The organism is Flavobacterium agri, from assembly GCF_013401995.1.
Classification (GTDB): Bacteria; Bacteroidota; Bacteroidia; order Flavobacteriales; family Flavobacteriaceae; genus Flavobacterium; species Flavobacterium agri.
Window position 1 is genome coordinate 82,523 of the sequence record NZ_JACBJI010000005.1, and the last position, 24,289, is coordinate 106,811.

The following is a 24,289-nucleotide window of genomic DNA, read 5'->3' on the forward strand; positions in this document are numbered from 1 at the left end:
TTTGTTCCTCGACTGCGCTCGGAACATGCTCCGAGCGCAGTCGAGGAGCGTTCCAAAACAGAAATCTATTCGTATCTTTCGCCTCTCTTATGATTTCAAAAGCCTCCATAGATACCGTTTTCGAAACCGCACGCCTCGAAGAAGTCATAGGCGACTTCGTGCAGCTCAAGCGCGCAGGTTCAAACCTCAAAGGATTGAGCCCGTTCACCAGCGAGCGTTCGCCCTCGTTTATGGTATCGCCCGTGAAACAGATCTGGAAGGATTTTTCATCGGGCAAAGGCGGCAATGTTGTGGCCTTTTTGATGGAACACGAGCATTTCACGTATCCCGAAGCTATCAGATATCTCGCCAAGAAATACAACATAGAGATCGAGGAAACCGAAAAGACCGACGAAGAAAAAGCCGCACTCGACCAACGCGAATCGATGTTTTTGGTGTCGGAATACGCCCAGAAATATTTCCACGACGTGCTGTTGAACACCGAAGAAGGAAAAGCGATCGGTTTGAGCTATTTCAAAGAGCGCGGATTCAACGGGGAAACCATCAAAAAGTTCGGGCTAGGTTATTCACCTGAAGCTTGGGACGCATTTTCCAAAGACGCACTTGGCAAAGGTTATCAGCTCGAATTTCTCGATAAAACCGGTTTGACGATCGTACGCGAAGACGGCAGGACTGTCGATCGTTTCCGTCACCGCGTCATGTTTCCGATCCATTCGATGTCGGGACGCGTACTCGGTTTCGGCGGACGTATCCTGACAAACGACAAAAAAGTCGCGAAATATCTCAATTCGCCCGAATCGGACATTTATCACAAAAGCAAAGTCCTTTACGGGATTTTCCAGGCCAAGCAATCGATCGCCAAACTCGACAATTGTTACCTCGTAGAAGGTTATACCGACGTGATCCAGTTCAATCAGGCCGGAATCGAGAACGTCGTGGCTTCGTCGGGCACGGCTTTGACTCCGGATCAAATCCGCCTCATCAGCCGTCTTACGAAAAATATCACCGTGCTTTTTGACGGTGACGCCGCCGGTTTGCGCGCTTCGGTTCGAGGAATCGACTTGATTCTCGAGGAAGGCATGAACGTAAAAGTGTGCACTTTCCCCGAAGGCGAAGATCCCGACAGTTTCGCGAGGAAAACCGCGCACGGCGATCTGGTCGAATACTTGCAGAAGAACGCGAAGGATTTCATCCAGTTCAAGGCGACTTTACTTGTCGATGAAGCCCAAAACGATCCGGTAAAAAAAGCAGGGTTGATCCGTGATATGGTGACGAGTATTTCGAAAATTCCCGATCGCATCCAGCGCGAAATCTATATTCAGGAATGCGCGCGCATCATGGATATTTCGGAACAGGTTCTCGTAAGTACTTTGGCCCAACTCGTCCAAAAAGACATAGACGAGGCCGGAAAAAAACTCAAGCAGGAAACCAAAGAGAGAGCATTCGATATCGTACGCAACGAAGAGACGCAAACTCAGGAAAAGGTCGATGTGTTGTACGAACTCGAGCGTAAAATCCTCGAAATACTATTGCTTTATGGCTTTAAGACCGAGGAGTTCGACGATATCGTATACGAAGCCAATGCCGATGGCGAAATCAAAGAAGCCAAAGTAAAACGCGAGGCCAAAGTGTACGAACGCATTTTCTTAAGTCTTCAGGAAGATGAGACGCAATTGGCTAATCCGTTGTTCCGCGACATTTATAACAACCTGATCGCGTTCTATCAGCAAAATGAGGAATTCGAAACCGATCAGTACATCGCGCAGCTTCCACCCGAATTCGCATCCGAAGTCACCGATATATTGATGGTCGACGAACGAGAACAGCTCCATAATTGGGAATCCCAAAACATCGTGGTCAAACTCAAAGACCAGACGATTGCGCAATACGTATCCGAAACCATTCTTACATTGAGATGGTTTTTGGTAGACCGTATCATTAACGACCTTAAAGGTGAAATTTCGTCCGAACCCGACGCCGACAATTCTGAAACGCTGGCGCTCGCGATGGACTATTACACGCTCATCGGTTCGTTTTCAAAAAGATTGGGGAGAGTAATGACGCGCTATAGTTAAACGATTTCGAGGGTTTTTGCCTTATTTACCAAGTCTACGAGATTGGTTACGTTGAGTTTCGTAAGCAATCGCAGTTTATACGTGCTGACCGTTTTCTCGTTGAGGTTCAGGATTTTGGAAATTTCGTTGTTTTTCTTTCCGTCGCTCAAATAGCGCAATACCTCAATTTCTCTATTGGACAGCTTGCGATATAAACGTTCGCTTTTATTCTGCTTGGCGATAAGTGCCAAATTCTTCTTGATCGAATCGCTGAGCATGATCGTGCCGTTGTGGACTTTTTGGATCGTAATGCCCAAAGTTTCCAATTTAGCAGATTTGTGCACGAATCCGGAAACACCCGATTTTATAGCGTTCGGAGCGTAAATCTGTTCCGAAAGGCTCGTAAAGATGATGACTTTCGTTTTCGGGTTGTTCTTGATGACCGATTTCACTTCGTATATACTCGTCAATCCGTCAAGTTCCAAATCGAGTATCAAAACGTCGATTTGTTTGTTGCGCAACGCTTCGGGAATCATAAGAAAATTCCCCACGTTAGAAACTACATGGATTTCCGGATGATCTTTGAAGTATGACTTTACCCCAAAGTGAACTACCGGATAGTTGTCGGCCAAACAAACATTTATCATAGTGCTGGTTTTTACTGTTAAACGCCTTTCGGGGTTAATCAAAATTAGAAAAAAAATGTAATCCTTTGAAAAATTATGTTAAAATTTTATTTAAAATCTGATGGAATCTCACAAACGGGTATCGGAAGCATTTTATGCCTGTTCGCACGATTCAGTCGCGCGTAAATTTCGAACGCTTCTTTTTCCCTTCCGGTGAAGTCGTCGGCGGCTCTTCCTTTTTCGGATTCGAGCATCGCCCATTCGAGTTCGTCGTAAGATGCGCCGAGTTGGTCTTCGTCCGAACGGTCGTCGACAAAAAGCCCGTCGGTCGGCGGCGCGACCAAAATCGAATCGGGAACGCCCATGTACGCCGCCAAAGCATACACATCCGATTTCATAAGATCTGCGATCGGGCTCAGATCGACGCCCCCGTCACCGTATTTGGTAAAGAAACCAACGCCGAAATCCTCGACTTTGTTTCCGGTTCCGGCCACGAGCAATCCATTCAATCCGGCGTAATAGTATAAAGTCGTCATCCTGAGACGCGCGCGCGTGTTGGCAAGCGTCAGGAAAAGTGCGTGTTCGTTTTGGGATGTCGGAACCGCAGTCTTGAGCGATTCGAAAACAGGCGTCAAATCGGCTCGCGCGTCATCGACGTTCGGATATTTCTGCTTCAATTGCGCGATATGTTCCTGGGCGCGCGTCACGTGATGAGGCGGTTGATGGATCGGCATTTCCACGCAAAGTGTCTTCATTCCTGTCTTTGCGCAAAGCGATGAGGTCACGGCCGAGTCGATACCGCCCGAAATGCCTACAACAAATCCGTTCACTTTGGCGTTTTGGGCATAAGCCTTGAGCCAGTCTACTATGAAATCTACGGTTTCGGCGGCTTTGATCGTGCTTTTTTTGGGCATGTTTACTGAGGTTTTTCCGGTATATTTGCAGCCGGTTTTGTCACGCTAATTTAATCAACAAATGAGGAATCTGCTTACATTTTTGGGTTTAATTGTCATATTGGCTTCATGCGACAAGAAATCGAAGGTTGAGAAAGAAGTAGAGGAAGTGCCTGTAAAAATGGAGGTGCATCGCTTTGACCAGGCCTTTTTCAAATCCAAACCCGAAGATTTGAATGACTTGCGTCTGGAATACCCGTTTTTCTTCCCCGATCCGTCCGATGCGCCATATCTTGAGCGCCTGCAAGATCCGTTGTGGAAGGAAGTGTATGGCGAAGTTGAGAAAAAGTACGGCAATTTCGAACCCGAACAGCAAAAGATAGAAGACCTTTTCAAGCATTTCAAATATTATTTCCCGAATGCCAAAACGCCCGTCGTTTATACGCTTGTCGGAAATATGGACTATAACAGCAAGGTGCTTTTTGCCAACGATACGCTCGTGATTTCGCTCGAATTGTTCCTTGGGAAAGACCACAAATTCTACGCCGGTGAATTTCCGGAATACATCCGTCAGAATTTCGAGGAAAATCAAATTTTGCCCGATGTGGTTTCGGCTTGGTCGCAATACAAAATCCGTCCGCCCGACAATACGTTTTTGAGCCAGATGGTTTACGTGGGAAAGCAATTGTATCTCAAAGACCTTTTCCTTCCCGAAACATCGGATGCTGACAAAATAGGATACACGCCCGAACAAATCGCTTGGTCTGATGAAAATGAAGGCTACGTTTGGGCATACTTCATCGAAAGCCAGATGTTGTACAGTACCGATCAGAAACTGTCCGAAAGGTTTCTCAATCCGGCACCGTTCTCGAAATTCTATCTCGAGATCGACAATCAAAGTCCGGGACGCATAGGCGAATACATCGGATGGCAAATCGTAAAATCCTACATGGAAAACAATGAGGTGTCGGTTCAGGACTTGCTCAAGACCGATGCGCGAACCCTTTTCGAAAAATCAAGATACAAACCCAAAAAGAATGAGTAATAAACTTCGCAACTCCGAAATAAAAGTAACCATCGCGCTCGATGATAACCACGTGCCCGAAAAAATGTACTGGTCGGCCCAGGACGGCGGCGTGAACCACGAACGCGCAAAAGCCATGTTGTTGTCGCTATGGGATTACAAATCGCAGGAAACGCTGCGCATCGACCTTTGGACGAAAGACATGCCGGTCGATGAGATGAAAAAGTTCTTCCATCAAACATTGGTCGCCATGGCCGATACGTTCCAACGCGCGACAGACGACGAAAAAATGGCCGATTCCATGCGCGATTTCTGCGACTACTTCGCCGAGAAGATGGAACTTGTCAAAAAGTAAGAAATGAAAAAGCGACCCGAAAGAGTCGCTTTTTTTATGATTGAAGGGTTGCAGCCCGTTTCTGAATGTCGTCTATTATTTTTCCGTAGGCGATAAAAAGTACCGTAAACACTGGTTTTGACGCAAAACTCGTGTCTTTGTTGAGTCGTGCCGAACACGCTTGCCTGTAAACGACTTCGCCTTTTTTGAGGTCGTATACCTCGCAAATCACTTCGGCGAAAGAAGTCGTATAGGTAATATAATCTTGTTCGGTGAAATCCTTGTCGCTTTCCGCAACACTGCCCTGGCAATGGATGTTGATGAAGTAATCGTAACCCGTACCCTTGTACATTTGGGCCAATTTGTTTTTAGATGGATTCATCGGGGTTTTTTCCGCCATCAAAAGGCTTACGTCTCCGGCGTAATCGACGCGTCCTCCTGAAATTTTATTCAAATCGATTTTGGCTTTTGCAGTCATTTCCTGTTTGGCTACTGTCGGGCCTTCAATAAATCCGAGAAGCCATTTGCCTTGCCTGAAATCTAGTTGCTGATCGATTGTGTTGTATCCGATGCGATAATCGGAAACGCTGGCGCATGACGATAACAGGGCGTATGACAACGCCAGTAGCGTTAATTTTTTAAACATGTTGGTTTGGTTAGAAGGAATTGTTTTTGAAGATGTCGTCGTTTACCTGTCCGATGAAGTTGAGCACTTCGTCTTTGCCTGTCTTATCTTCGGATGAGGTGATGAAGTGCTGCGGCATTTCTTCCCAATTGTTAGCAAGCAAGGTCTTTCGGTAAGCAGCGACGGCTTCCTGGGCTTTGACGCGCCCAATTTTGTCGGCTTTGGTAAAGATGATGCAGAACGGAACTTCTATCGTCCCAAGGTAATTGATGAATTCAAGGTCGATTTTCTGGGCTTCGTGACGGATGTCGACCAAGACGAATGCACACGTCAAATTCTCGCGTTTTTCAAAATATTCGGTGATGAATTTCTGGAAAGTGGCCTTGACCGATTTCGATACTTTGGCGTATCCGTAACCCGGCAAATCGACCAAAAACCAATTGTGGTTGATCTTGAAATGATTGATGAGCTGCGTTTTTCCGGGTCTTCCCGAGGTCTTTGCCAAGTTCTTGTTGTTGGTCAGCATATTGATCAACGACGATTTCCCGACGTTGGAACGGCCGATGAACGCGTACTCAGGAAGCGGCTCGTTCGGGCATTTTTTCGGGTCGGAATTACTGATGACGAATTCGGCGGACGTGATTTTCATGTGGATCGTTTTCGCAGGCAAAGATACTTCTAAACGGGCGAACTCCTAAATGATGGTTTGAAATCTTCTGAAAGAGGTAAATATTTTAATTTTCGGCGGAAAAAATTACCACCACCCACCCGCAAGATATTACGGTTTCGGCTTCCTTCAGTACAGAAAAACTACACAAAATCTTAAATTCCTACCCAACCCCATCAAACAAAAAAAAGCCCTTTCGGACTCTTAAAGATTCTGTTTTTTCAACCATTCATGCATGATGCGGTTAAATTCATCAGGATGCTCCATCATCGCCGCGTGCCCACATTTTTCGATCCAATACAAATCGGAATGTGGCAAAAGCTGATGGAATTCCTCAGCGACTTCCGGCGGCGTAACCTTGTCGTTCGCGCCCCAAATCAAACACGTGTGCACATGCATTTTCGGCAAATCCTTCGCCATATTGTGACGGATCGCGCTTTTGGCGATCGTAAGCGTCTTGATCAATTTCAAGCGATCGTTCGCAACCTGATACACCTCGTCAACCAATTCAGGAGTCGCGATTTTAGGGTCGTAGAACACTTCCTCGGCTTTCTTTTGGATGTAATCCTTATCGCCACGTCTCGGATAACTGTCGCCCATTGCGCTTTCGTACAAACCGGAGCTTCCCGTAAGCACAAGCCCCAGCATTTTCTCGGGATACATTTTGGCGTGGTATAAAGCGATGTGTCCGCCAAGCGAGTTCCCAAGCAAAATGACGCGGTCGAAACCTTTATAAGTGATGAAATCCTTGACCCAGCGAGCGAATGCTTTTACGTTGGTTTTAAGGATGTTTTGGGTGTACAACGGCAGTTCGGGGATGATGACTTTGTAACCGTGCTCCGGGAAATAATCGAACACGCCTCCAAAATTGCTAAGGCCGCCCATAAGTCCGTGAAGGACGATGATTGGAGTGCCTTCGCCGGCCTCGGTATACTTGTATTTCCCTTCTTTGATAAGATCGTTATCCATTGATGCTTTGTAGTTCAGGTCGCTGCAAAGATAGCAGTTTTGGTATTAAGGCACTGTTTTTTTGCCGAATCGGGAAAACGTGTTTCAGCAAGATGAAAATCAGTCAATTATCAACATTTTCCACATGAAAATCGGCGTTGTAGGAAGTCTCTACAAATTCTAAAATCCGTAAAAATTCGAATAAGAATCGTCTGCAATCCGAAATTAATTTTTAAAAAATTTTAAAATCTTAATAATTCGTTAAACAATTAAGGCTGTAGGAATTGGCGCTGTATGTAAGTGGTGGGTGAAGAAATGGTAAAACTTATCAACAAGTGGGTTAAAATGGTAAAATGTGGGGGGAATTGTTATATTTTTGCTTCAAATCAAATCCAAACTGCAGTTGGAGGCAATTATAGGAACATACGAATGCAAGGCAGACGACAAAGGAAGGCTCACGTTGCCTGCGCCTTTGAAGAAGCAGATGGCTGCGTCGCTTCAGGACGGTTTTGTCTTGAAGCGTTCGGTTTTTCAGCCGTGCCTTGAGTTGTATCCTATGAGTGAATGGAATGCGATGATGACCAAAATCAACAAGCTCAACCGCTTCGTCAAGAAGAACAACGACTTCATCAGGCGGTTCACCGCCGGAGTCAAGATGGTCGAGATCGATGCGGCCGGACGTCTGCTCGTTGCCAAAGACCTGCAACAGTTTGCCCAGATCAAGCTTAAAGGCGATGTGGTGTTGGCTTCGGCGGTGAACATCGTCGAGATTTGGGATAAGGATTTGTACGAGAAGTCTCTCGACAACAGTGAAATAGATTTTGCCGATTTGGCTGAAGATGTAATGGGGAATATCAATGACGGCGACAATGGAATATCATAACCCTGTACTGCTAAAAGAAACCGTAGACGGGCTGAACATCAAGCCCGACGGCGTTTACGTAGACGTCACTTTTGGCGGAGGCGGGCATTCGCGCGAAATCATGAAGCGCCTTGGCCCGAACGGAAAACTGTTCGCTTTCGACCAGGATCTCGATGCTTTGGGGAATGCGATAGAAGACGAACGATTCGTGCTCATCAACGAGAACTTCCGTTTCATAAAACGCTTTTTACGATTCCACAACGTGCGTGAAGTCGATGGGATTTTGGCCGATTTGGGTGTTTCGTCTCACCAATTCGACGTTCCTGAAAGAGGGTTCTCCACTCGTTTCGAAGGCGCGCTCGACATGCGCATGAACCAGAAGGACGAACTCGATGCGTTCAAAGTCGTCAACACTTACGAGGATTCCGAATTGAGACGTGTGTTTCTCGAATACGGCGAACTCAAAAACGCTCCGGTCATCGCAAGGACTATCGTCGAAGCCCGTGAGGCGGCTCCGATCCGCGATACCGAACAACTTAAAAAAGTATTACACCGCTTTTTGCCCATTCATAAGAGTAACAAAATCCTGGCGCAGATCTATCAGGCGATCCGCATAGAAGTGAACCAGGAAATGGACGTGCTGAAGGAATTTCTCGAGCAATCGCTTGAGATTCTCAAACCTGGCGGCCGGTTGAGCGTAATCGCCTATCATTCGCTCGAAGACCGCCTGGTAAAGCGCTACATGAAAAACGGGATGTTCGAAGGTGAGCCCGAGCGCGACATGTTCGGCAACTTTTCGGTTCCGTTCAAGACCATCGGCAAGCTCATCGTCCCGACAGACGAGGAAATCAAGGAAAACAATCGCGCACGCAGCGCCAAACTGCGAATCGCCGAAAAAATCTAGCCATGAACGTTTACAGCATATTAAAGGCAAGATTCCTGATCAACGAAGACGCGACCAAGAATTGGCGCTTCATCGTATTCCTAATCGGTTTGGCGATTATCATGATCGCGAACACACAGAGCTACGAACGCAAGGTTTTCAAGATCGTGGCGCTCAACAATGAAGTCAAAGAATTGCGGTCCGAATTCGTGGACAGGCGTTCCGAGCTCATGCAGCTTAAAATGGAATCTACGGTTTCCGAAAAAATGTTAATGAGAGGCATCGTTCCGTCACCGGTTCCGCCACAAAAAATAAAAGTCAAAAAACCCGAAGAAAAAGGCTTCTTCGCGAGATTATGGCAATAGACGAAAAGAACATATCGTACCGCATTTACCTGTTCGCGTTCCTGGTTTTCATCATGGCGATCGCGATTTCGGTCAAGTTGTGCAACATCCAATGGGTGGAAGGCGACTATTACCGAAAATTGGCAAAGGAGCGCACGGTCAAGAATTTCGTGATTCCGGCCAACAAAGGCAATGTGTATTCGGCCGATGGCAGCTTGCTCGCGACCTCGATCCCGAATTACGACATTCGATTCGACGCCGTTGCCCCGAAACAGGAAGATTTCCGCAAGAACGTTTCGGCTTTGTCCGATTCGCTTTCGGTGCTTTTGGGTCGTCCGTCAGGCTATTACTACGCCGGACTGACCAAGGCGCGCAACACCAAAAACCGCTATTGCCTGATTGCGAAAGGTTTGAGTTTTACCGAATACATGCGCATCAAATCGTTCCCTTTGTTCAATAAAGGCGCGTTCAAAGGCGGCATCATCACCGAACAATATACGGTTCGTGAGCATCCGATAGGAACCATCGCCAAGCGTACGATCGGTTACGATGTCGTGCGTCCTGACGGAAAAGCCGACGGAAAAGGCATCGAGTGGGCGTACCGCAAATATCTGAACGGAAAAGACGGCCGTATCCTCAAACAAAAAATCGCAAAAGGCCAGTGGAAGCCGATCCGCGACGTGAACGAAGTCGATCCGGTAGACGGTTACGACATCATTTCCACGATCGACGTGTATATCCAGGACATCGCGCACCACGCACTTTTGAAGCAACTCAAGGATTACGATGCCGATCACGGCTGCGTCGTGGTCATGGAAACCAAAACGGGTTATGTGAAAGCGATCGCGAACCTCGGGCGCAATTCCAAGACCGACAGCACGTATTACGAGCGTGTGAATTATGCGGTTTCCGAATCGCATGAGCCCGGTTCTACTTACAAGCTCGCCGATTTGATGGCGCTTTTCGAAGACAAGAAAGCCGATACGAGCGACATCTACGACAGCCGCGGTGGCGATTTCACGATCCGTGGGCGTCATGTGCGCGATTCGCACGAAGGCGGTTACGGCAAGATTTCTTTGGGACGCGGATTCGAAGTTTCGTCGAATACGGTTTTGGTACAAGCGGTTTACAATGCGTACAAAGAAAATCCGATGCAGTTCGTGGATCACCTTGACGATTTCGGCCTCAACAAGAAATTGGGATTGCCGTTCGAAGGCGAAGGCGAACCGTTCATTCCGCATCGCGGCGGCCGCAACTGGAGCGCGCTTTCACTGCCGTGGATGGCTTTCGGATACGGAGTTTCGATCACGCCTTTGCAAACCTTGACGTATTACAACGCCGTCGCCAACAACGGAGAAATGGTCAAGCCGCAATTCGTTTCCGAAATCCGCGAATGGAACAAAACCATCAAAAAATACGACAAGCAGGTCATCAACCCGAAAATCTGCTCGGACGAGACCGTAAAGAAACTACGTGCCTGTCTTGAAAACGTCGTCAAGAAAGGAACCGGTAACAAACTGTATTCGAAGAATTTCTCGATGGCCGGAAAAACGGGAACGGCACAGGCGAACTACAACCGAAAGGACGGGACCGAAAAGCATTACATCTCGTCTTTCGTGGGTTATTTCCCGGCGGACAACCCGAAATATTCGTGTATCGTCGTCGTGCACGAACCCAACACATCGCGCAACAATTACTACGGAGCCGACGTTGCCGGACCGGTTTTCAAGCGCATCGCCCAGAAAATATTCACCGACGCACCTTCTACGAACGAAGTCAAAAACCTCGAACGCAAGAGCAAAGTACAGGAGAAGAATTACAACGATTACTATACCGAAACCCAAAAAGTCAAGGAAAAAACCATCCCGAACGTCAAAGGAATGTCGGGAATGGACGCGGTTGCGCTTCTTGGTAATCTCGGCGTGAAAGTGAAAGTGGTCGGCATCGGAAAAGTGAAAAAACAGTCGATACAACCCGGACAGCATTTCGGCGACAACGACGTAATCATACTCGAATTATCATGACGCAATTGAAGGATCTTTTGTACAAGGTATCGATCGAAGCGGTGAAAGGCTCGACCGACATCGCCGTGCGCAACATTGATTTCGATTCGCGCAAAGTAGAGGCCGACGATGTGTTCGTGGCCATCCGCGGAACGGTTTCGAACGGTCATGATTTCATCGAGAAAGCCATCAACCAAGGTGCTACAGCCGTGGTTTGCGATACGTTTCCGGATGTCATCGTAAACGGAATCACGTATGTCCAGGTAAAAGACACGAACAAGGCTTTGGCGTTTTTGGCTGCGAATTTCTACGGAAATCCATCGCAAAGCCTCAAACTTACCGGAATCACGGGCACGAACGGCAAAACCACGATCGCGTCGCTTTTATACCAGCTTTTCAAAAAGGCGGGATACAAGACCGGTTTGATCTCGACCGTAAAAATCCTCGTCGGCGATATCGAATACAAGGCCACGCATACGACTCCCGATTCGCTTACGATCAACAAACATCTGCGTGAAATGGTCGATGCGGGCGTCGATTTCTGTTTTATGGAAGTCTCGTCTCACGGCATCCACCAAAAACGCACAGAAGGTTTGCAGTTCGCGGGTGGTGTGTTCACGAACCTGTCGCACGATCACTTGGATTACCACGAAACGTTCGCCGAATACCGCGACGTGAAGAAGTCGTTTTTCGATCATCTGCCGCGACATGCGTTCGCGCTCACGAACCTCGACGACAAGAACGGCTTGGTGATGTTGCAGAACACGATCGCAAAGAAACTCACGTATGCTTTGAAATCGTACGCCGATTATCGCGCGCAGATTCTAGAAAACCAACTTTCTGGATTGTTGCTCAAAATCAACGAACAGGAAGTTTGGGTGCGTCTCATCGGAACGTTCAACGCCTACAATCTGCTTGCGATTTACGGAACGGCCGTGAATTTGGGCTTGGAAGAACTCGAAGTCTTGCGATTGCTTAGCGAAGTGGAAAGCGTTTCGGGCCGATTCCAATTCATCGTTTCCGAGGGCAAGATCACGGCAATCGTCGATTATGCGCATACGCCTGACGCTTTGGAGAATGTGCTCAAAACCATAAACGACATCCGCACCAAAAACGAACAGTTGATCACGGTTGTCGGATGCGGAGGCGATCGCGACAAAACGAAACGTCCGATCATGGCCGACATCGCATCGAACATGAGCGATAAGGTGATCTTGACTAGCGACAATCCGCGCAGCGAAGATCCGCAAGACATCATTTCAGATATGGAAAAAGGCGTGCAGCCGCAGAATTACAAAAAGACCGTAGCCGTCGTAGACCGCAAACAGGCGATCAAGATGGCATGCCAGTTGGCCGGTCCGAAAGACATCATCCTGATTGCAGGAAAAGGACATGAAACGTATCAGGAAATCAAAGGCGTGCGCTACGATTTCGACGATATGGCGACCGTAAAAGAACTGTTGGACCAACTCAATAAATAAGCAATGCTGTACTATTTGTTCGAATACTTAGATAAGACGATGAACATCCCGGGAACGGGCGTGTTCCAGTACATCACGTTCCGTTCGGGGCTTGCAGTGTTGCTTTCGCTGCTGATTTCGACGATTTACGGAAAGAAAATCATCAATTTCCTACGCAACCAGCAAGTTGGGGAAACGGTGCGCGAACTCGGTCTTGAAGGCCAGACGCAAAAAGCGGGAACGCCGACTATGGGCGGTTTGATCATCATCATCTCGACGTTGATTCCGGTATTGCTGTTGGCGAAACTGAACAACATCTACATCATTCTTTTGATCGTGACGACGCTTTGGATGGGAACGATCGGTTTCATCGACGATTACATCAAAATCTTTAAGAAAGACAAAGCCGGATTGAAAGGCATTTTCAAAGTCATCGGCCAGGTCGGATTGGGATTGATCGTCGGATGCACGCTGTATTTCAACCCCGAAGTCACCGTGCGCACCGATACGCAGCATACGAACATTTTCGCAAGCCAGAATCCGAGCGAAACCGTGATTTATCCGGCGCCGGTAGAAGAAAAATCGACCACTACGACCATTCCGTTCTTCAAGAATAACGAACTCGACTATGCCGAAGCGCTTCGTTGGATGGGCGACGGTTATCAGGATTGGGCATGGCTGATTTTCATTCCGGTCGTGATTTTCATCATCACGGCGGTTTCGAACGGTGCGAACCTCACCGACGGAATCGACGGATTGGCGGCAGGAACGTCGGCAATTTCGGTATTGGCACTCGGGATTTTCACGTTCGTTTCGGGTAACATCATTTTCTCGAATTACCTGAACATCATGTACATCCCAAATTCGGGTGAAATGACGGTCTATATCGCAGCTTTCGTAGGTGCGCTCATCGGATTCCTGTGGTACAATTCGTATCCGGCGGCCGTGTTCATGGGCGATACCGGAAGTTTGACGATAGGAGGCATCATCGCGGTTCTGGCGATTGCCGTCAGAAAGGAACTCATGATTCCGTTGTTGTGCGGGATTTTCCTCGTCGAGAATTTCTCGGTCGTCTTGCAGGTAAGCTATTTCAAATGGACCAAAAAAAGATATGGCGAAGGCCGACGCATTTTCCTGATGTCGCCGCTGCATCACCATTATCAAAAGAAAGGCTATCACGAAAGCAAGATCGTGACGCGCTTCTGGATTACAGGAATCTTGCTCGCCATTTTGGCCATCGTAACGCTCAAATTGAGATAACATGAAGCGATTGGTGATACTTGGCGGAGGCGAAAGCGGCGTCGGAACCGCGATCCTCGGAAAGAAGCAAGGCTACGAGGTTTTCCTGTCCGATTTCGGGAAAATCAAAAACAATTACAAAGAAGTTCTTTTACTCAACCAGATAAAATTCGAGGACGGCGGACACACCGAAGAAAAGGTCCTTAACGCCGACATCGTGATGAAAAGCCCGGGAATTCCAGACAAAGCGGACATCGTCAAGAAGCTGCACAAAAAAGGGATTCCGGTGATTTCGGAAATCGAGTTCGCTTCCAAGTACGCCAAAGGAAAAACCATCGGCATCACAGGAAGCAACGGCAAGACGACCACGACGATGCTCACACATTGGCTGCTCAAAAGCGGCGGATTGAACGTCGGGCTCGGCGGAAACATCGGAAAGAGTTTCGCCTGGCAGGTCGCCGAAGACAATTACGAGTATTACGTGCTCGAACTGTCGAGTTTCCAATTGGACGGCATCATCAAATATGCGCCCCACATCGCGATCATCACCAACATCAGTCCCGACCATCTGGACCGATACGATTACAAATACGAAAAGTACATCGATGCCAAGTTCCGGATCACGATGAACCAGACCAAGGACGATTACCTGATATACGACGCCGACGACGAAGCGATTCAGAACTGGCTCAAGAACAACAAAACAAAAGCACAATTAATCCCTTTCTCGATTACCCAAAAACTTAAGAAAGGCGCCTACTTAAAAGACAACAAAATGGAAATCAACATCAACGAAGAAGAGTTCATCATCGAAACGGGAGATATTTCTCTTGAAGGCAAGCACAATTTGAAGAATGCGATGGCGGCGGCTTCGGTTGCAAAGCTGATGCAGATCCGCAAAGCCACGATCCGTGAGAGTCTGGCCAATTTCCAAGGCGTTGAGCACCGTTTGGAAAAGGTGTTGAAAATCGGGAACGTGCAATACATAAACGATTCGAAAGCGACGAACGTCAACGCGACTTTCTACGCGCTCGATTCGATGACGACGCAAACCGTCTGGATTGTCGGTGGTGTCGATAAAGGAAACGACTATTCGGAACTTATGCCATTGGTTCGCGAAAAAGTCAAAGCCATCGTTTGCCTGGGCGTCGATAACAAGAAAATTATCGATGCCTTCGGAAACGTGGTAGACGTGATGGTCGAGGTCGACAACATGACCGACGCCGTGCGCACATCCCAAAAACTGGCCGAAAAAGGAGAAGCCGTGTTGCTGTCGCCGGCATGCGCGAGTTTCGATTTGTTCGAGAATTATGAAGATCGCGGCAAGCAGTTCAAGAATGCCGTCCACAATTTATAAGAGAATAGATAATAGACGGATAGATAATAGACATTTCTGAGTCAAAATGAAAGACCTGTTATACAACCTAAAAGGAGACAAAGTCATCTGGGCGTTCATCGCCTTGCTGGCGCTGTTTTCGTTCATGCCCGTGTTCAGCGCGAGTTCGAACTTGGCGTATATCGGTCAGGGAACCGGAAATACGGTGAGTTTTCTGGTGAAGCATTTGCTGCACATTTTCATCGGATTCTGCATGATTTATTGGGTGCATAAAGTGCCGTACCACTATTTCAAAGGGATTTCGATGATCGCGTTGCCGATCGTCTGGGCATTGCTGGCCTATACTTTGGTCAAAGGAACGGTTATCGCGGGAGCGAATGCCTCGCGTTGGATTACCATTCCATTCATCGGAATCGGGTTCCAGACGTCTACGCTCGCCTCTGTGGTTTTGATGATTTTCGTGGCGCGTTACCTGTCGAAGAAACGCGAGACGCCGGTTACGTTCAAACAATCGCTTTGGGAATTGTGGGCGCCGGTTTTCATGACTTTGGCGTTCATTTTGCCCGCGAACTTCTCGACCGCGGCGTTGATCTTTTCGATGATCATCATGCTTGTGTTCATCGGACAATATCCGTTGCGTTACATCGGACTCATCATCGGTGCCGGAATCGGGGCTTTGGTGATTTTCGTGGCATTGGCTCACGCGTTTCCGGAAGCGAAATTCTTTAACCGCGTGCATACGTGGGAAAGCCGTATCGCGAGTTTCGGAGAGCGTACCGAAGACCGCGACACATCCGACGAGCACTACCAGACCGATCTGGCGAAAACGGCCATCGCATCTGGAGGCGTTTACGGATTAGGTCCGGGAAAAAGCGTACAGAAAAACTTCCTTCCGCAATCGTCTTCCGATTTCATTTACGCGATCATCGTAGAAGAATGGGGATTGATCGGCGGAATCGGCGTCATGGTATTGTACCTATTGCTGTTTTTCCGATTCATCGTCGCTGCGCACAAAGCCAATTCGATGTTCGGCAAACTCGTCGTCGTCGGCCTCGGATTCCCGATCGTGTTCCAGGCGATGATCAATATGGCGGTCGCCGTGAATTTGCTTCCGGTGACGGGACAAACGCTTCCGCTGATTTCGAGCGGCGGTTCGTCGATCTGGATGACGTGTGTCTCACTCGGCATCATCATCGGCGTGACCAAAAAAGAAGAAGAGATCGCACAGGAAATATCCGATAAGGAAAAACGCGAAGAAGCGCTTCGCAAGCTCATAGACCAACAGATCGCTCGTGAGGAAGAAGCCGAAAAAATATTGAAGGAACGCGAATCGGCCGTTGAAAGCGGCGTCGATTTTTCGATAGAAGATGCGACTGCGAATCCTATGGATGCCGTTCGCGGGAAGGTTTAGCCACGAATGACACGAATGTCACAAATGGCTTCGTGATGATTTGTAGCATAAAATAGTAGTGAAATTAGTGCCATTCGTGGCAAAAAAAAATAGCCATCCGAGGCAAAAAAGAAAAAGTTTGAAAGCACCAAGATTCATATTAAGCGGAGGCGGAACCGGAGGTCATATTTACCCGGCGATCGCGATTGCCAATGAATTGAAGCTTCGTTTCCCGAACGCCGAATTTTTGTTCGTCGGTGCCCAGGACAAAATGGAAATGCAGAAAGTGCCCCAAGCCGGTTACAAAATCAAAGGCTTGTGGATTGCTGGCTTGCAACGCAAATTGACTTTGGACAACACGATGTTTCCGGTCAAATTGATTTCGAGTTTGTTAAGAGCACGTTCGATCATCCGCGAATTCAAACCCGATGTCGCAATCGGTACTGGCGGTTTCGCAAGCGGTCCGCTGTTGCAGGTTGCAGGTTTGGTCGGCATTCCGACTTTGGTGCAGGAACAGAATTCGTATCCGGGAATCACCAACAAGATGCTGTCGCGCAAAGCGGCGAAAATTTGTACGGCGTATGAAGGCCTGGAGCGGTTTTTTCCGGCCGATAAAATCGTGCTTACGGGAAATCCGGTGCGTCAGGACCTGATCGACCTTAAAGGCAAAAAGAAAGAAGCGCGTGAGTATTTCAAGCTCGATGCCGAAAAGAAAACCGTGCTCATTTTGGGCGGAAGCCTCGGAGCGCGCCGCATCAACCAATTGATCGCAAAAGAGCTCGTGAATTTCGCGGCCCAAAACGTACAGGTGATCTGGCAATGCGGGAAGTTGTACTACGAAGAATACAAGCATTACGATGAAAAGCCGGGCGTGCAAGTGCTTTCGTTCATCGATCGCATGGATTTGGTTTACGCCGCCGCGGACATCGTGATCTCGAGAGCCGGAGCGTCTTCGGTTTCGGAATTGTGCCTCGTCGGGAAACCCGTGATTTTCATTCCGTCGCCCAATGTGGCCGAAGACCATCAGACGAAAAACGCGAAAGCCATCGTCGACAAGGAAGGTGCGATTCTGCTCAAGGAAGTCGAGCTCGATACGCAATTCGAGAATACGTTCAACAATTTGCTCAAAGATGAAAACCTGCAGCAGAAACTCGGAGACAATATCGGAAAGTTGGCTAAAGAAAATGCGACGAAAGATATTGTCGAAGAAATTGTAAAGTTGATTGAAAAGTAGCCACGAATCGCACGAATGTCACAAATGAATTCGTGATCGCGGCATTAAATAGTAGTGAATTAGTGCCATTCGTGGCAAAAAAGCCTTGGGGCAAAAACAATGAACCTGAACCAAATACATAACGTCTATTTCATCGGCATCGGCGGCATCGGTATGAGCGCGCTTGCTAGGTATTTCAAATACGCGGGCAAGAACGTCGTCGGTTACGACAAAACCCCGACCGAATTGACAAGCGTTCTCGAAAGCAAAGGTATTGCGGTTCATTTTCAGGATGACGTGAATTTCATCCCCAAAGATTTCACGAAAGAAAACACATTGGTCGTCATCACGCCGGCCGTACCGAAATCGCATTCCGAGTGGAATTACTTTCTCGACCACGGCTACACCGTGAAAAAGCGTGCCGAAGTTTTGGGCATCATCACCAAGGACACGTTCTGTTTCGCCGTCGCAGGGACGCACGGAAAAACGACGACGTCAAGTATTCTCGGACATGTCCTGTTCGAAAGCGGAGTCGACATGACGGCGTTTTTGGGCGGAATCGTCGAAAATTACGATTCAAACCTGATCGGAAACGGAACCAAAGTCACGGTTGTCGAAGCCGACGAATTCGACCGTTCGTTTTTGCACCTGCACCCGAATATCGCTTGCGTGACAAGTATGGATGCCGACCATTTGGATATTTACGGAGACAGCGCCTCGATCGAAACTTCTTTCCGTGAATTCGCCGATAAAGTAGACGACAAAGGCATGATTTTCGTCGCCCAAGGTCTGTCGCTGGAAGGAATGACCGTCGCGGTCAATAAAGACGCCGATTTCAAAGCGTTCAATATCCGTATCGACAACGGGGAATATCTGTTCGACGTGCAGACGCCCAACGAGATCATCCCGGATCTGCGTTTTGCGCTTCCGGGCTGGCACAACCTGAGCAATGCGCTCATGGCCTTGGCGATGGCGCGTACGTTCGGGGTTTCGGCCGACAACATCCGCAAGGCGCTTATTTCGTTCAAAGGCATCAAACGCAGGTTTTCGTATCAGATAAAGACTACAAACCGCGTTTATATCGATGATTACGCACATCATCCGACCGAAATCAATGCCGTCCATCAAGCGGTTCGCGAGTTGTATGCCGGAAAGAAAGTCGTTGCGATTTTCCAGCCGCATCTGTTCAGCCGCACCAAAGATTTTGCCGACGATTTTGCGAAAAGCCTGTCGAATTTCGACCAGGTTTTGCTGCTCGACATTTATCCGGCGCGTGAACTTCCGATGGAAGGCGTCACGAGCGAATGGCTACTTTCGAAAATCGAAAATCCGAACAAGAAATTGGTGTTGAAAACCGATCTGATACACGAGATTATGGATGCGAATGCCGACGTTGTCGTGACCATCGGGGCAGGCGACATTGGCGAACTCGTTCCAGAAATAAAAAAGGCATTGTCATGAAAAGATTCAACTGGGAAAATATTCGTTTGGTGTTGATTTTCATCGTGGTAGGTTTTTTGTTCGCCTTCAGCGCGAATCGCAATGAACATCGGGCTTTGAAGAAATCGGAAGTCGCTTTCGAACAGACCGAAAACCTGTTTTTGACGCCCGAAGCGGTTAATAAATTGTTAATAGAAAAAAATAGGGCTTCCGAAACCGTTGCGAAAGAAAATTTAGATTTGAACAAGTTGGAAAATGCCGTGAATGCTCACGAAATGGTTGAAAAATCACAGGTTTACGTTAGCGTGGACGGCGTGCTCAAAGCCAAAGTAAAACAGAAAACTCCTGTTGTACGGGTGTTCGACGGATCCGGTTCTTTCTATATTGATTACCAAGGGAAAAAGATGCCGCTATCGACGCTCTACACTGCAAGGGTGCCGCTGGTTTCGGGCACGATGGATGCGAACAATCCGGAACTCATAAAAGTATTCCGATCGATCCACGACGACGACTTCTTGAAGAAGAACATCATCGGGATCAAGATGTTGCCAAACGGCGCTTTGGTGATGAAGAACAGGAATTACGCGTATGAAATCGATTTCGGAAGACCGATACACATCGACAGGAAGTTTAAGAATTACAAGGCGTTCTTTCAGAAAGCCGCGCTGGATAGTACGATTAACAACTATAAGAGGATCAACCTGATATTTACGCAACAGGTCGTTTGCTCAAAATAATTCGGATATGGAAAAAGAGAACATTGCAGTAGGTTTGGATATCGGGACGACGAAGATCGTAGCCATGATCGGAAAGAAAAACGAATATGGCAAACTCGAAATCCTAGGCATGGGAAAGTCCAAAAGCCTTGGAGTGGCGCGCGGCGTGGTGAACAACATCACCCAGACGATCCAGTCGATCCAGCAAGCCGTGATGGAAGCCGAGGCGAATTCGGGTTACAAAATCAAAGACGTCGTCGTTGGGATTGCGGGTCAACACATCCGCAGCATCCAGCACACCGATTACGTGTCGAGGAACAATCCTGACGAAGTGATCGGCGACAAAGACATACAATTGCTCATCGATCAGGTGAACAAACTGGCGATGCTTCCGGGTGAGGAAATCATCCACGTGTTGCCGCAGGAATTCAAGATCGACGGCCAAAACGAAATCAAAGAACCGATCGGCATGTACGGCGGAAGGCTCGAATCGAGTTTCCACGTCGTGGTCGGTCAGGCTTCTTCCATCAGAAACGTTGGACGATGCGTACAGAGTTCAGGAATCGAGCTTTCGGGCTTGACGCTTGAGCCGCTTGCCTCGTCTGACGCGGTGTTGAGCCAGGAAGAAAAAGAAGCCGGAGTTGCGCTTATCGATATCGGTGGCGGAACTACCGATTTGGCGATTTTCAAGGATGGTATCATCCGTCACACGGCAGTCATTCCATTTGGGGGAAATGTGATTACCGAAGACATCAAGGAAGGATGCTCGATCATCGAAAAGCAAGCCGAGCTTTTGAAAGTGAAGTTCGGATCGGCTTGGCCGGGCGAGAACAAAGACAACGAGATCGTGTCGATCCCTGGTCTTCGCGGCCGTGAACCGAAAGAGATTTCGCTCAAGAACTTGTCGAAAATCATCCACGCGAGAGTTGTGGAAATCATCGAGCAGGTTTTTGCCGAAATCAAGGCTTACGGACATGAAGATCCGCGCAAGAAATTGATAGCCGGAATCGTATTGACCGGAGGCGGATCCCAATTGAAGCACATCAAGCAGTTGGTGGAATACATTACGGGAATGGACACGCGTATCGGCTATCCGAACGAGCATTTGGCCGGAAATTCGAGCGAAGACATTTCGTCTCCGATGTACGCAACCGCCGTTGGGTTGGTCATGAACAGCGTGAACAACAGGACGCAAAGCGCCGTGAGGGTTCATGTCGAGACGATTGCCCAACCGGTTTTCAGACAACAGCCGGTGCAGCACCAGAATCCGTTCCAGTACCAACAGCCGATCGAGCAGCAACAGCCCGTGTTCACGCAGCCTGAGCCTGTAAAAGAGGAAAAAATCCTCGAGAGGGTTGAAATGGTCGAGGTGGAATCAAAAAGAGAACCGCAAACGACAGAAGGCAAGATCCGTCGTTCGTTTTTCGACAAATATGTAGAGAAAATCAAGGAATTCCTTGACAATGCCGAATAAGAAAAGGCGCCAAAAACAAAACAAAAGCAAAGCAAGAATTTAATACCAGATAGTATGACAGGCAACTCAGAATTCGGAAGCATCTCGTTCGACTTACCAAAAAATCAGTCGAACGTCATTAAGGTAATAGGTGTTGGAGGCGGCGGAAGCAATGCCATCAACCACATGTTTAAGCAAGGGATCAAAGGTGTCGACTTCGTAGTCTGTAATACCGATTCACAAGCGTTGCAAAACAGTTCCGTGCCGAACAAGATCCAATTGGGAGTCAATCTTACCGAAGGTCTTGGAGCGGGTGCGAATCCTGAAGTCGGGCAGCAGTCGGCCATCGAATCGGTAGCCGAGATCGAGAAAGTGCTCGACAGCAATACCAAAATGGTGTTCATCACGGCCGGTATGGGCGGAGGAACGGGAACCGGTGCAGCTCCTGTAATCGCTCAATTGGCCAAGGAAAAAGATATCCTTACCGTCGGCATCGTGACCATTCCGTTCCAGTTCGAAGGGAAAGTGCGTTCGGAGCAGGCGATGCAAGGCGTGGAGCGTTTGCGCAAACAAGTCGATTCACTCATCGTGATCAACAACAACAAATTGCGCGAAGTTTACGGAAACCTCGGATTCAAAGCCGGGTTCTCGAAAGCCGATGAAGTCTTGGCAACCGCATCACGCGGAATCGCCGAGGTCATCACGCACCACTACACGCAAAACATCGACTTGAAGGATGCGAAAACCGTATTGTCGAACTCCGGAACCGCCATAATGGGATCGGCTGTCGCAATGGGTGAAAACCGCGCAAAAGAAGGAATCGTTGCCGCTTTGGATTCCCCGCTTTTGAACGACAACAAAATCGCAGGCGCGAAAAACGTATTGCTTTTGATCGTATCGGGAACAAGCGAGATCACGATTGACGAAATCGGTGAAATCAACGACTATATCCAATCGGAAGCCGGATTCAACGCCAACATCATCATGGGTGTGGGCGAAGACGAAACGCTTGGCGAATCTATCGCCGTGACCATCATCGCGACCGGATTCAACATGGATCAACAGACGCAAATCGTCAATACGGAACCGAAACGCATCATACATTCTTTGGACGGCGAGCAGAAAATGGAGCACAACCTGTCTAAAGGAAATGTCCTGCCATCGGTTGATTTTTTGAAAGTTGAGGAAAGCGCTCCTCAAAATTCAGTCGAAGATATCGTAGAGAAAGTTGTTTTTGAGTTGACCGAAGAAGAGCCCGAAATCGTTGCGGCACCAGTTGCTCAAGCAGAGTCGGTTGTTCCGTCAAGACCTACGTTCGAAATGGATTTGGTCCCGACATCGGAATTCATCAAAAACCTCGACGTGACGTTCGAAGTGGTTTCGGCCGTACAGGATTTCGATTTCTTCATGACGACTCCGGAGGTAAAGGAAATTAAAGTCCAGGAACCGGTTTTCGTACAGAAAGAAGAACAGGCGGCTTTCAGTTTCGACCTTCCGATTGCGTCGACTCCGGTGGTAAACGAAGATAAAATCTTGTTCGAACTGACCCAGGAAACACGCGATATCAAAGTGAACGATCCGGTTCAGGTAGTTCCGATGACCGAACTTAACGAGACGGGAATCGTAAAATATTCGCTCGAGGAGTACATGGAAGTCGAGAAAAGCCTCATGGATTCGAAACCTGCAGCCAATGCACCAGTAGTGCCAGCTGAGCCGGAACTCGATATCCAGATGAAGCAAGTCGAGACGAATATCCCGACGTCGAATTTCTCTTCGGCTTACGAAGAAGTTTCGCCTCTCGAAATGTCTATCGAAGAGACTTTGAAGCATCGTGCCGACGAAAGAAGGAGAAAGTTGAAAGAGTTCAACTACAAGTTCCACAACGCGCGTATCGATGAATTCGAAAAAGAGCCTGCGTATAAGCGTTCAGGTATCGACATAAGCTCAAATCCGATCAACAATGCCAATTCGCGCATGTCGCTCGGAACGGACAGCAACGATGATTTGCAGTTGCGTTCGAACAATTCCTTTCTACATGACAATGTAGACTAACCTAAACCATTTTTTCTTTTTTAGCCCGAAAATTCAAACGAGTTTTCGGGTTATTTTTTTAACTTCGCACCACTAAAAAATCAACGTCATGAGCCTACAAGCCAAGATTACCGAGGAAATAAAGAATGCCATGAGAGCTAAAGATACCGTGGCTTTGGAATCGCTTCGCGCGGTGAAATCGGCTATTCTTTTGGCCCAGACCGAAAGCGGTGCAAAGGAAGAATTAAGCGAGGATGAGGAAATCAAAATCCTTCAGCGTTTGGTGAAACAGCGCAAAGACAGCGCGGCAATTTACACAGAACAAGGACGTGCCGATTTGGCCCAGCCCGAAATCGATCAGGCGGCTGTAATCGAGAAATTTCTTCCGGCCCAATTGTCCGAGTCCGAAATTGAGGTCATCGTCGAAAAGATCATTTCAGAAAACAACCTTGGCGGAATGGCCAATATGGGTAAAGTCATGGGATTGGCTTCGCAAAAGATGGCGGGCCAGGCCGACGGAAAGACCATCTCTGCTGTCGTGAAGCGGCTTTTGGCATAATAATCCGGTCCCGTAGTTCAACGGATAGAATGTCAGATTCCGGTTCTGATGATGGAGGTTCGAGTCCTCTCGGGATCACGAATGAGTAAAAAGAGTAAGGCAGAAGAAGCCAAGTTTCACTTGAGCATTTTCTGCCTTACTCTTTTTACTTTGAAGGCGGAGCCTTCGAGGACCGCGCGTAGCGCAGTC

22 protein-coding genes and 1 tRNA gene are annotated in these 24,289 nt (G+C 48.1%); 18 read left to right on the forward strand and 5 right to left on the reverse strand.

The window, feature by feature from the left end; all coding sequences use genetic code 11:
• The first annotated feature begins 89 nt into the window (after positions 1–89).
• Positions 90–2,075, forward strand: coding sequence for a DNA primase (dnaG, locus tag HZF10_RS12435; protein ID WP_176006545.1), 1,986 nt, complete (start codon positions 90–92; stop codon positions 2,073–2,075).
• Here dnaG and HZF10_RS12440 read toward each other — a convergent pair.
• Both HZF10_RS12440 and nadE read right to left on the reverse strand, forming a co-directional pair.
• The gene (locus tag HZF10_RS12440) at positions 2,072–2,701 is read right to left on the reverse strand and encodes a LuxR C-terminal-related transcriptional regulator (protein ID WP_176006546.1); all 630 of its coding nucleotides are present in this window, start codon (positions 2,699–2,701) and stop codon (positions 2,072–2,074) included. The two genes, dnaG and HZF10_RS12440, sit on opposite strands and share 4 nt — an antisense overlap.
• A gap of 86 nt (positions 2,702–2,787) precedes the next feature.
• Entirely contained in the window at positions 2,788–3,594 is an 807-nt protein-coding gene (nadE, locus tag HZF10_RS12445) for an NAD(+) synthase (protein ID WP_176006547.1), read from the reverse strand.
• A gap of 61 nt (positions 3,595–3,655) precedes the next feature.
• Here nadE and gldB point away from each other — a divergent pair, with 61 nt between their 5' ends.
• Positions 3,656–4,618 (forward strand): gliding motility lipoprotein GldB, encoded by a 963-nt coding sequence (gene gldB, locus HZF10_RS12450; RefSeq protein ID WP_176006548.1) that lies wholly within the window; start codon positions 3,656–3,658, stop codon positions 4,616–4,618.
• Positions 4,611–4,952: a gliding motility protein GldC gene (gldC, locus tag HZF10_RS12455; protein WP_176006549.1), complete on the forward strand. Its 342-nt coding sequence runs from the start codon at positions 4,611–4,613 to the stop codon at positions 4,950–4,952. The genes gldB and gldC overlap by 8 nt, the downstream gene beginning before the upstream one ends.
• Before the next feature lie 34 nt (positions 4,953–4,986).
• Here the strand turns inward: gldC and HZF10_RS12460 are convergent, their stop codons facing one another.
• The 3 genes from HZF10_RS12460 to HZF10_RS12470 all read right to left on the reverse strand — a co-directional run bounded on the left by HZF10_RS12460 (position 4,987) and on the right by HZF10_RS12470 (position 7,192).
• On the reverse strand, positions 4,987–5,577 hold the full coding sequence (locus HZF10_RS12460; RefSeq protein WP_176006550.1) for a hypothetical protein: 591 nt from the start codon (positions 5,575–5,577) through the stop codon (positions 4,987–4,989).
• 10 nt (positions 5,578–5,587) lie between these two features.
• On the reverse strand, positions 5,588–6,205 hold the full coding sequence (yihA, locus tag HZF10_RS12465) for a ribosome biogenesis GTP-binding protein YihA/YsxC (RefSeq protein WP_176006551.1): 618 nt from the start codon (positions 6,203–6,205) through the stop codon (positions 5,588–5,590).
• Positions 6,206–6,427: 222 nt separating this feature from the next.
• The gene (locus tag HZF10_RS12470; RefSeq protein ID WP_176006552.1) at positions 6,428–7,192 is read right to left on the reverse strand and encodes an alpha/beta fold hydrolase; all 765 of its coding nucleotides are present in this window, start codon (positions 7,190–7,192) and stop codon (positions 6,428–6,430) included.
• Between the two features lie 382 nt (positions 7,193–7,574).
• Between HZF10_RS12470 and HZF10_RS12475 the strand changes: the two genes are divergently transcribed.
• From HZF10_RS12475 to HZF10_RS12545, 15 genes are all read left to right on the forward strand, one after another.
• Positions 7,575–8,054, forward strand: coding sequence for a division/cell wall cluster transcriptional repressor MraZ (locus tag HZF10_RS12475; protein ID WP_176006553.1), 480 nt, complete (start codon positions 7,575–7,577; stop codon positions 8,052–8,054).
• Complete coding sequence (rsmH, locus tag HZF10_RS12480; RefSeq protein ID WP_176006554.1) at positions 8,029–8,937, forward strand: 16S rRNA (cytosine(1402)-N(4))-methyltransferase RsmH; 909 nt, start codon at positions 8,029–8,031, stop codon at positions 8,935–8,937. Before HZF10_RS12475 ends, rsmH begins: the two co-directional genes overlap by 26 nt.
• Before the next feature lie 2 nt (positions 8,938–8,939).
• On the forward strand, positions 8,940–9,281 hold the full coding sequence (locus tag HZF10_RS12485; protein WP_176006555.1) for an FtsL-like putative cell division protein: 342 nt from the start codon (positions 8,940–8,942) through the stop codon (positions 9,279–9,281).
• Positions 9,272–11,284: a PASTA domain-containing penicillin-binding protein gene (locus tag HZF10_RS12490; RefSeq protein ID WP_176006556.1), complete on the forward strand. Its 2,013-nt coding sequence runs from the start codon at positions 9,272–9,274 to the stop codon at positions 11,282–11,284. The genes HZF10_RS12485 and HZF10_RS12490 overlap by 10 nt, the downstream gene beginning before the upstream one ends.
• On the forward strand, positions 11,281–12,744 hold the full coding sequence (locus HZF10_RS12495) for a UDP-N-acetylmuramoyl-L-alanyl-D-glutamate--2,6-diaminopimelate ligase (protein WP_176006557.1): 1,464 nt from the start codon (positions 11,281–11,283) through the stop codon (positions 12,742–12,744). Before HZF10_RS12490 ends, HZF10_RS12495 begins: the two co-directional genes overlap by 4 nt.
• 3 nt (positions 12,745–12,747) lie before the next feature.
• A complete protein-coding gene (gene mraY, locus HZF10_RS12500; RefSeq protein WP_176006558.1) occupies positions 12,748–13,983 on the forward strand; it encodes a phospho-N-acetylmuramoyl-pentapeptide-transferase in 1,236 nt (411 codons plus the stop codon).
• A gap of 1 nt (position 13,984) precedes the next feature.
• Positions 13,985–15,319, forward strand: coding sequence for a UDP-N-acetylmuramoyl-L-alanine--D-glutamate ligase (murD, locus tag HZF10_RS12505; RefSeq protein ID WP_176006559.1), 1,335 nt, complete (start codon positions 13,985–13,987; stop codon positions 15,317–15,319).
• Positions 15,320–15,365: 46 nt separating this feature from the next.
• The gene (locus HZF10_RS12510) at positions 15,366–16,709 is read left to right on the forward strand and encodes an FtsW/RodA/SpoVE family cell cycle protein (RefSeq protein WP_176006560.1); all 1,344 of its coding nucleotides are present in this window, start codon (positions 15,366–15,368) and stop codon (positions 16,707–16,709) included.
• A 118-nt stretch (positions 16,710–16,827) separates the two neighbouring features.
• The gene (gene murG, locus HZF10_RS12515; RefSeq protein WP_176006561.1) at positions 16,828–17,922 is read left to right on the forward strand and encodes an undecaprenyldiphospho-muramoylpentapeptide beta-N-acetylglucosaminyltransferase; all 1,095 of its coding nucleotides are present in this window, start codon (positions 16,828–16,830) and stop codon (positions 17,920–17,922) included.
• 99 nt (positions 17,923–18,021) lie between these two features.
• Positions 18,022–19,362 (forward strand): UDP-N-acetylmuramate--L-alanine ligase, encoded by a 1,341-nt coding sequence (murC, locus tag HZF10_RS12520; RefSeq protein WP_176006562.1) that lies wholly within the window; start codon positions 18,022–18,024, stop codon positions 19,360–19,362.
• Positions 19,359–20,078, forward strand: coding sequence for a cell division protein FtsQ/DivIB (locus tag HZF10_RS12525; RefSeq protein ID WP_176006563.1), 720 nt, complete (start codon positions 19,359–19,361; stop codon positions 20,076–20,078). The genes murC and HZF10_RS12525 overlap by 4 nt, the downstream gene beginning before the upstream one ends.
• Before the next feature lie 7 nt (positions 20,079–20,085).
• Entirely contained in the window at positions 20,086–21,531 is a 1,446-nt protein-coding gene (gene ftsA / locus HZF10_RS12530) for a cell division protein FtsA (protein WP_176006564.1), read from the forward strand.
• A 54-nt stretch (positions 21,532–21,585) separates the two neighbouring features.
• Positions 21,586–23,562 (forward strand): cell division protein FtsZ, encoded by a 1,977-nt coding sequence (gene ftsZ / locus HZF10_RS12535; RefSeq protein WP_176006565.1) that lies wholly within the window; start codon positions 21,586–21,588, stop codon positions 23,560–23,562.
• Positions 23,563–23,650: 88 nt separating this feature from the next.
• On the forward strand, positions 23,651–24,100 hold the full coding sequence (locus tag HZF10_RS12540) for a GatB/YqeY domain-containing protein (protein ID WP_176006566.1): 450 nt from the start codon (positions 23,651–23,653) through the stop codon (positions 24,098–24,100).
• A 6-nt stretch (positions 24,101–24,106) separates the two neighbouring features.
• Positions 24,107–24,178: transfer RNA gene (locus HZF10_RS12545), tRNA-Arg, on the forward strand.
• Positions 24,179–24,289: the final 111 nt, after the last annotated feature.

What these genes read in the sequence shown, in the direction of transcription:
- dnaG (WP_176006545.1), top strand. Translation starts at nt 90, where the DNA reads ATGATTTCAAAAGCCTCCATAGATACCGTTTTCGAAACCGCACGCCTC.
- HZF10_RS12440 (WP_176006546.1), bottom strand. Translation starts at nt 2,701, where the DNA reads ATGATAAATGTTTGTTTGGCCGACAACTATCCGGTAGTTCACTTTGGG.
- nadE (WP_176006547.1), bottom strand. Translation starts at nt 3,594, where the DNA reads ATGCCCAAAAAAAGCACGATCAAAGCCGCCGAAACCGTAGATTTCATA.
- gldB (WP_176006548.1), top strand. Translation starts at nt 3,656, where the DNA reads ATGAGGAATCTGCTTACATTTTTGGGTTTAATTGTCATATTGGCTTCA.
- gldC (WP_176006549.1), top strand. Translation starts at nt 4,611, where the DNA reads ATGAGTAATAAACTTCGCAACTCCGAAATAAAAGTAACCATCGCGCTC.
- HZF10_RS12460 (WP_176006550.1), bottom strand. Translation starts at nt 5,577, where the DNA reads ATGTTTAAAAAATTAACGCTACTGGCGTTGTCATACGCCCTGTTATCG.
- yihA (WP_176006551.1), bottom strand. Translation starts at nt 6,205, where the DNA reads ATGAAAATCACGTCCGCCGAATTCGTCATCAGTAATTCCGACCCGAAA.
- HZF10_RS12470 (WP_176006552.1), bottom strand. Translation starts at nt 7,192, where the DNA reads ATGGATAACGATCTTATCAAAGAAGGGAAATACAAGTATACCGAGGCC.
- rsmH (WP_176006554.1), top strand. Translation starts at nt 8,029, where the DNA reads ATGACGGCGACAATGGAATATCATAACCCTGTACTGCTAAAAGAAACC.
- HZF10_RS12485 (WP_176006555.1), top strand. Translation starts at nt 8,940, where the DNA reads ATGAACGTTTACAGCATATTAAAGGCAAGATTCCTGATCAACGAAGAC.
- HZF10_RS12490 (WP_176006556.1), top strand. Translation starts at nt 9,272, where the DNA reads ATGGCAATAGACGAAAAGAACATATCGTACCGCATTTACCTGTTCGCG.
- HZF10_RS12495 (WP_176006557.1), top strand. Translation starts at nt 11,281, where the DNA reads ATGACGCAATTGAAGGATCTTTTGTACAAGGTATCGATCGAAGCGGTG.
- mraY (WP_176006558.1), top strand. Translation starts at nt 12,748, where the DNA reads ATGCTGTACTATTTGTTCGAATACTTAGATAAGACGATGAACATCCCG.
- murD (WP_176006559.1), top strand. Translation starts at nt 13,985, where the DNA reads ATGAAGCGATTGGTGATACTTGGCGGAGGCGAAAGCGGCGTCGGAACC.
- HZF10_RS12510 (WP_176006560.1), top strand. Translation starts at nt 15,366, where the DNA reads ATGAAAGACCTGTTATACAACCTAAAAGGAGACAAAGTCATCTGGGCG.
- murC (WP_176006562.1), top strand. Translation starts at nt 18,022, where the DNA reads ATGAACCTGAACCAAATACATAACGTCTATTTCATCGGCATCGGCGGC.
- HZF10_RS12525 (WP_176006563.1), top strand. Translation starts at nt 19,359, where the DNA reads ATGAAAAGATTCAACTGGGAAAATATTCGTTTGGTGTTGATTTTCATC.
- ftsA (WP_176006564.1), top strand. Translation starts at nt 20,086, where the DNA reads ATGGAAAAAGAGAACATTGCAGTAGGTTTGGATATCGGGACGACGAAG.
- ftsZ (WP_176006565.1), top strand. Translation starts at nt 21,586, where the DNA reads ATGACAGGCAACTCAGAATTCGGAAGCATCTCGTTCGACTTACCAAAA.
- HZF10_RS12540 (WP_176006566.1), top strand. Translation starts at nt 23,651, where the DNA reads ATGAGCCTACAAGCCAAGATTACCGAGGAAATAAAGAATGCCATGAGA.